The organism is Pedobacter sp. (assembly GCF_035317785.1).
Lineage (GTDB): Bacteria > Bacteroidota > Bacteroidia > Sphingobacteriales > Sphingobacteriaceae > Pedobacter.
Genome location: NZ_DATHGC010000053.1, coordinates 1 through 3,699, shown reverse-complemented (window position 1 = coordinate 3,699; position 3,699 = coordinate 1). Strand labels below are relative to the sequence as shown.

Here is a 3,699-nt window from a genome sequence, read left to right as displayed (position 1 = left end):
CGTCATTGTTAAATAAAAGCCTGATCTCACAGCTTTGCTTGTCTTCAGCGGTTTGCATTTTGTGGAGAAAATGGTAAAACTGTTCCCAGGCCTCGGGATCAATAAAGCTTTGAAACCTTTGATTGAGAATATTTTGCCTGGAAATATGGAGCAGATCGATACCCGCCTGATTGGCCTCCTCGACCATACCTAAATGGTCCAGTATAAAATAACCTACCGGGGCGAGGTTAAAAAAGCCGGCAAATCTGGACTTTTCGTTTTCCAGTAAGCCATGCGAGGCGGACAGTTCATCGTTCCGCATTTCCAGCTCCAGCTGAAATACCTGCAGCTCGCTGAGCAGCACACTGAGTTCATGGTCTGTAATGTTTTCATCAAAAGGAACACCGGCTGATTCCGGTCTTTCAATGCGCGCCCTTAGGAGCGAGATTGTTTTTTCTTTACTGTCGGTCTTTTTTTTATTCACCTTCCTGTTCCTTGAAAACAATGATCACAGCGGTATGCGCTTTGGATTTCAGTTTATCCGTGTTCCACCTGTTATGAACAATTTCTATAAAAAATTGTTCTTTGATCTCGAATTCTCTCAGGTGAAATGTTTTAAGGATTGAATTGAGCTATAAAAAGCAGGCAGCTGTTAGCGGCCGCCTGCTACAAAAAAATCAATTCAAGATCAATACGCCCTTAACTGTACTGACCAAATTTGATTTGAGACCTCAAATGCATAACAATCAATAAATAAAAGAGTTTTTCGTTATCTTTAAAACGGCGGGATTTTTGTATAAAATCAAGCAGTTTAATCTGAGAACACTCGAAAACATCAAGCTTATAAATGACGACTAAACCCTCTTTTTGGCAGCGCATAGGTATTCAGGACTGGTTTTTAACCAATGACGGCGGCCCTGTATCCGGAAAAGCAAAAGCGCTGACCCCTGACATTGTTTACAAATACATCATCGAAGGATTTAAAAAGTCGATGACCGAATTGTCTTTTGCGGAACGCATTGTATTTTACCATGAGTTCATCATTTGCCTCAATACGGATGACTACCGGGAATTTATGGACCATAAAAAAGGGATATTAGGCCTGATATCCCATGAATCGGTAAAAAACTTTTATGATATCCTGAACAAGGAGGTAAAAGATGGCAAAAGAGTAGAGCCGGCCAGCAACAAATGGGTATTCAGGTTTGTCTCCCATCCTGATTACAGGGCCGGCGATATAGGATTTATCGGCAAACTGATGCCTGACAGCAATCAGCAGGAGGAAAATCTGAGGGTTACTTTTATTCCCCGGCAAACGGGTCTTGCGCAGACGTTTGACATCAATAATGACATCCTGAAGGACTTTACTTATTACAGTGATGGTTATTATGAGATCCCGTATTCGGACAGCAATATCAAACATGAAACTGCAAGAGCGGTCACTCCTGAGGCCTCGAATGCGGTACTGGCCAGGTTTGAAACTACCATTCCAGACAAGGCTTATGCGGGCAAAAAACTGGAATACTGGATGAAAAATGAGGAGGTTACGGTTTCGGGTGAGGAGGAAACCCGCGAGGGACAGCACATGTTTAAAATTCCTTCGGAATGGGTGAATACCCCGCACCTGAAGATCAAATATGACAAGGCAGCAGACAAGTTCTTTTTGGCTTCTTTTGGTGAGAAGACGATTCTGAACGAAGTGCTCCTGGAGAGAAGCGACATCAGCGGGCCGAAGTGGTCTGAACTGCCGGTCAATTCGAGGATCATCCTCAACGGAATTATTGGTATGAATATATTTAAATCCTGAGTTATGTCGCAAGTGTTATCTATAGCGTTATTTATTATTTGCATGCTGCTGCTCATTGCCCATTTTAGGGACATTAAAAATTCTCCGAAGAAGAATGGATAGAAATTATTTTGGAATTACAGATACAGGAAAGGTACGGGACAATAATGAGGATACATTCATTGCGGAAAAAACATCCGGCAATGACCTGATCATCGCCAGCGTAATCGATGGCGTGGGCGGATATTCAGGCGGGGAAATTGCTTCGGCAATAGCCAGGAGATCTATATTGCAGCACCTGAACCTGCCAAATGCGGATGTACCGGCATTGATGAAAGACGCCATAATTGATGCGGATACACAGATCATGGCCGAAAAACTGAAGGTAAAGGACCATGAAAAAATGGCCTGTGTGCTGACACTGGCAGTTGCGGACCTGAGCAGGAACCTGTTTCACTATGCCCATGTCGGCGACACCCGGTTGTACCTGCTGCGCGACGGGACACTCATCAAGATCACGAAGGACCAGAGTTTTGTGGGTTTTATGGAGGATACGGGCCGGCTGACTGAGGAACAGGCCATGCGTCACCCCAAACGCAATGAGATCAATAAGGCTTTGGGCTTTGGGATCAACATTGCCGGACAGGATGATTATATTGAACTGGGGCAATCTCCGTTTCTGCCCGGTGATACGTTGCTGATCTGCAGTGACGGGCTGTCGGACATGGTCAATAAACAGGAGATCACTGCGATACTGACCAGCAGGTCTGCGTCCTTGCAGGAAAAGGGGGAGCAGCTGATTGCTGCTGCCAACAAAAACGGCGGACTGGATAACATTACAGTTGTACTGGTCAAAAATGATAAGCAGGCACAGGCGCATGAAGCGCCGAAGCCTGCGGCAAAAAAGGCAGTTGAGCCTGTAGTTGTACCGCACAGCGCGCATGACCGGCAGCCCGCTTCTGCTTCGGTTAAATCTCCGGTAAAAAATCCTGATCCTGTGCCAGATCAACACGTCGTTCCGGTCAGGACCAATAAGGGTCTGGTTGGTTTTCTTATCGTGTTGTGTCTGTCGCTGCTTGCTGTAAATGCCTGGCTGCTCTGGCAAAACCATGTCAATGAAAAAGCCAGTACTGATCAGTTGAAACTGAATGCCATAAAGCCACCGCGCAATGTGCAGGAAAAGAAGCTGCAGGACACGCTGAACAAGCTGAAAGGCAATATGCTGATCCTGACTGATTCGCTGTTCAAATCTCCGATCCTGATCACCGAGCCTTTGCAGATCAACAGGGATACGCTTTATCTCATCGCTCAAAATGGCATGGTGATCAAACGGGATACCAGTTTTAGCGAAATACCGATTGCTATAAAACCGGCAAGCAAACATGTGCTGCTGGAAAATTTTACGTTTGAAGATTTCAATACCGTCATTTCTTCGCAAAACAATGCTTTGGTATTTAAAAATGTAAAATTCATCAATAGCCCGAATGCCATACAGATCATTTATAATTTCCCGGCAGGGAAATACATCAATGGCAAAATTCCAAGAAGCACTTTTAAAACTGATTCATTACCTCTACCTGTAAATAACTGATATGCGTTTTCTCCTGGTGATCATTTCTGTTGTTTTAGGTGCACTGTTCTTTACCCTGTTTTTCAATTTGCAAAACGGGTTTATGGATGTGGCATCCAGACTGGACAATGGGACGATGATCAACCTGAATGAAAAACAGCCGGGCAGACTCATCGGGGGATTGCTCGAAAAGGGTTATTATTTTGAGGACAAAAAAGACATTGCTTTAATTGAATCTGTGGTGACCGGTGGTGCGAAGTTGTTTAAGGAGCCGATCGATAATGTTGGCGAGCTGAATAAACGCAGGTTCTTTGTCAATGCGGACAGTGCTTTTGTGCATGTCGGACGCAATTTTAAGAAGCGG

The 3,699-nt window shown here is 44.6% G+C and carries 4 protein-coding genes; 3 read left to right on the top strand and 1 reads right to left on the bottom strand.

The window, feature by feature from the left end:
- Positions 1 to 463 (bottom strand): PAS domain-containing protein (locus tag VK541_RS03560; protein ID WP_324366994.1); only part of this gene is annotated, 463 nt, incomplete at its 3' end.
- A gap of 363 nt (positions 464 to 826) precedes the next feature.
- Between VK541_RS03560 and VK541_RS03555 the strand changes: the two genes are divergently transcribed.
- The 3 genes from VK541_RS03555 to VK541_RS03545 all read left to right on the top strand — a co-directional run.
- On the top strand, positions 827 to 1,786 hold the full coding sequence (locus VK541_RS03555; protein WP_324366992.1) for a hypothetical protein: 960 nt from the start codon (positions 827 to 829) through the stop codon (positions 1,784 to 1,786).
- Between the two features lie 94 nt (positions 1,787 to 1,880).
- Positions 1,881 to 3,356: a PP2C family protein-serine/threonine phosphatase gene (locus VK541_RS03550; protein ID WP_324366990.1), complete on the top strand. Its 1,476-nt coding sequence runs from the start codon at positions 1,881 to 1,883 to the stop codon at positions 3,354 to 3,356.
- Position 3,357: 1 nt separating this feature from the next.
- A partial coding sequence (locus tag VK541_RS03545) for a hypothetical protein (protein WP_324366987.1) occupies positions 3,358 to 3,699 on the top strand: 342 nt, incomplete at its 3' end.